The sequence below is a fragment of the Frankia gtarii genome (assembly GCF_025403375.1).
Classification (GTDB): domain Bacteria; phylum Actinomycetota; class Actinomycetes; order Frankiales; family Frankiaceae; genus Frankia; species Frankia gtarii.
This window is the reverse complement of the sequence record NZ_JAMPTM010000449.1, coordinates 1-3,055: the sequence shown is the minus strand read 5'-3', so window position 1 is coordinate 3,055 and position 3,055 is coordinate 1. Positions and strand designations below refer to the sequence as shown.

Annotated in this window: 4 protein-coding genes; 2 read left to right on the top strand and 2 right to left on the bottom strand. The window is 67.9% G+C overall.

Annotation, left to right across the window (positions count from 1 at the left end; genetic code table 11):
* Nucleotides 1-483 (top strand): SDR family NAD(P)-dependent oxidoreductase (locus NBZ83_RS31210; protein ID WP_261576416.1); only part of this gene is annotated, 483 nt, incomplete at its 5' end.
* A 441-nt stretch (nt 484-924) separates the two neighbouring features.
* Here NBZ83_RS31210 and NBZ83_RS31205 read toward each other — a convergent pair.
* Nucleotides 925-1,089 (bottom strand): hypothetical protein, encoded by a 165-nt coding sequence (locus NBZ83_RS31205; RefSeq protein ID WP_261564742.1) that lies wholly within the window; start codon nt 1,087-1,089, stop codon nt 925-927.
* Between the two features lie 593 nt (nt 1,090-1,682).
* Here NBZ83_RS31205 and NBZ83_RS31200 point away from each other — a divergent pair.
* Entirely contained in the window at nt 1,683-2,489 is an 807-nt protein-coding gene (locus tag NBZ83_RS31200; protein WP_261576415.1) for a helix-turn-helix domain-containing protein, read from the top strand.
* A 177-nt stretch (nt 2,490-2,666) separates the two neighbouring features.
* Here the strand turns inward: NBZ83_RS31200 and NBZ83_RS31195 are convergent, their stop codons facing one another.
* Entirely contained in the window at nt 2,667-2,846 is a 180-nt protein-coding gene (locus NBZ83_RS31195) for a hypothetical protein (protein WP_261576414.1), read from the bottom strand.
* Nucleotides 2,847-3,055: the final 209 nt, after the last annotated feature.

Genomic DNA, 3,055 nt, shown 5'->3' with positions numbered 1-3,055 from the left:
GTGATGCAGTTCTCGTCCGTGGGCTGGCGGGTCGGGGGATCCCCCGGGATCGCGTCCTACCAGGCGGCGAAGTTCGCCATCGACGGGTTCAGCCGGGCGCTGCGTGCCGAGACCGCACCGTTCGGCGTCAAGGTAGTCGTCGTGGAGCCGAGCGGATTTCGCACCGACTGGGCCGGGGCATCCATGCGCGTGCACGAGATTCCCGCCGAGTACGCGAGCACCGTCGGCGCCATGAACTCGCGGGTGCGCCAAAGCGAGTCCGGTCCCGCGGGCGACCCGGCGAGGGCGGCGGAGATCCTCGTCGCCGTGGCCAGGCGCCGCGACATCCCCGAGCACCTGCCGCTGGGTGTGAACGCCGCCGAAGGGTCGATCGCGCTGGATCGCCGCCTCCTCGAGGCGGACCTCACGTGGCGTGATGTGAGCCGTTCGGCCGACTCGACCGAGCCGTACCCGGTCGAGTTCCCGCCGGACTCCGTGAACTGAGCAGTCACACTGCGTCGAGGCATGGGCGAACCATGACCGCCCCGGCACCGGCCGGCGGTATCGCGAGATCATGATCGACAGGAACACCGCGGTAGTCATCGGGGCCAGGCGATCGACGCAGTCGCGGTCGGGAACAGCGGAAGTACCCATGGGGCAGGTTCAGGCACGCGGCACGCGGCTCGCCGCTCGACCTGGCCGGTCGGCCAGTACGGAGCGGCGAGCCAGAAGGAACCACACCCGACTGCTACCCGTGACTCGACGCCCGGTGTGGGCGCCGAGCGGCCACGGCGGCACCGCCCGCGCAGGACGGGCAGTGGCGGGAGCACACCTCCACTGGATTGCCGACACAATCGAACGACATGGCGACGTGGCCCGTCAGCGGACCTCCGCAGCTCCCGCAGTGGTTGCGATCGGCCGGGCCGACATCGGTCTCCTTCGTCTTCATGAGTCGGCTACCTCCGACGAGCCGTTGGAGCGCCGGTAGCGGCCGGCGGTGCTTCGAGCGGGATCCGCGTCGATCATCGTGCCGGCGAGCCCGCCTGCGACGATGGCGACAATCGGCTGGATCTCAATCCCTCCAAATCGGGCGGCGAGCAGCAGGATCACTATGATCACTACCGCCGGCGTCTTCCTTCGGTCATGGTTGAGACGTATCGTCAGACTTGCGAACATGGGTTCCCTTCCGTGATTCGTGCGGGGCCGCTGTGGGGCGTTTCGGGCTGAGCAGCGGCCCCTTTGCTGTGCCAGCACGATCTGCCGTCCGGCACCCACCCATCGAGTCCGGCGCTACATATGAATCACCTTCCTTCCCGGTCCCTGTGCTCATGCAAGCAAGGATGCGGGAACCTCAAATGCCCTGGCAAGAACGCTGCCGACACCTGCGCAAGGTCGGTCGCCCGACGTCTCCCGGCAGGCACGAGCGCGCAGGCGTGGGCAGCTACGCCCGCCATATGAAGGCCAGGTACGATCATGGCTGTGCATCGGCGTGCGAGAACGTGCATCCGCGTGCACCAGCGTGCTGGCAAGCAGATCCCGCCGGCCCGTTTGCCAGCCCCACTCGAACCTAGGTAGACGCCATGGACCACCTGAGCCTGTCGGCGGCTCCGACACGGCATCACCCGACCGGGACGGTGTAGTCAATGCCTCCGAACCCGGCCCAGGCGGCGTTGGCGAGCGCACTGCTCGACGCACGGTCAAGCATGCGGGACGATCTCACGAAGGAAGGGTTCGCAAAGCGAGCAGGGCTCGGCCGCAATACTGTCGAACGAATCTTCAAGGGCATACAGGTCCCCACCCGGAGTCAGGTCCACGCGATCGCGAGGGCCTGCAATGTCAACCCAGCCAGCTTCGACAAGCTCTATGAGGATGCGCAGCGTTCACGAATTGTCGCCGGAATCCAGACGACGCCCGAGCCACGGGAAACTGACGGGTCGAGCGAGTCGCTGGTAATCCAGTACCATGACAACACCGAGGCTTTCTATACGGCCGCGACGGCCGCGGCGCGGGCGGCAAAAGAGCAGATCCGCGTCACCTACATCCGGCAACATCCACCGACTCGGTACGCGAGCCTGGCCGCGCGGAACTACTTCGCGGCGGTGCTCGACTGGGCCGAGTCGGCCGCACTCCCCTCCGGGCCGGGGGGCGAGACGGCGGTCCCGGCCTCCCGATCGGTCCGGCGGATCATCGGGCTCCCCATCGGGGCCGACGGCAAGCTGGGCCGGGAGTTCCTGAGCTGGCTACGCGCGCACAACGAGGAGGCTCGGGAGATCCCAGCCTACGAGGCGAACGTGCTCGAATGGACCGCAGGTGTCGACTGGATCAATATGGCGCTGATCGACGACTCCGTCACGTTCCTCACGTTCTCCGGCATGGGCGCGCAGCAGTTGAAGGGGCTGAGCTCCGCGAGCCGCCGTTTCCTCACGCCCTACGCCGAGTTCTTTGAGCGCGTGTGGCAGCACACCACAGCCCTGGACGACTATCTCCGCAACAAAGACGAGATCACCTGACGGGCGAACCGCCGCGGACGAGGTGTAGATCCTGACCACCTCTCGCCGCAGCAGCTCGATGTCGTCGGGACGGAAGGTGCGGTCGACCGCCGGCCGCGCGCTCTCGCCGGGCCGTTGCGTCGACGCACCGGCCGTCGCCGCAAGGTTCGACCTGGCCGACTTCCCGGGGCCGCGCGGTCACATCCCCCCGACCTGTCCCCGGGGCAGGTCCCCGAACCGCTGCTCGACGAGCGCCGCGAGGGTCCCCGCAACGGTCGGGATCAGCACGACGATCTTCTGCCTCGAGCCGTGGACCAGAACTTTCTGATCGCCGCTGATCGCCTGCGCCAGCTCGATCGCCCGCCGGCGGACATCCACCGGCTCCTCCCGTCCGACCCAGCCTCCTGGATCGGCTGAACCGCGCGGAGTTGTGAACACCTCGCCTGATGTCAGTTCTGTTGTCAGTTCTGTTGGGTGCGCTGGATCGCCTCGGCGATGCGCCTGATCCGCTGGAGCCGGGCGTCCCACGCCGCCCCGACCGACGACAGCTGGGTCACGGCGCGGGCGAGCTGGGCGTTGTCCACCCG

Excerpts from the sequence above, each read along its gene's own strand:
- NBZ83_RS31200 (WP_261576415.1), top strand. The coding sequence starts at position 1,683 with ATGCGGGACGATCTCACGAAGGAAGGGTTCGCAAAGCGAGCAGGGCTC.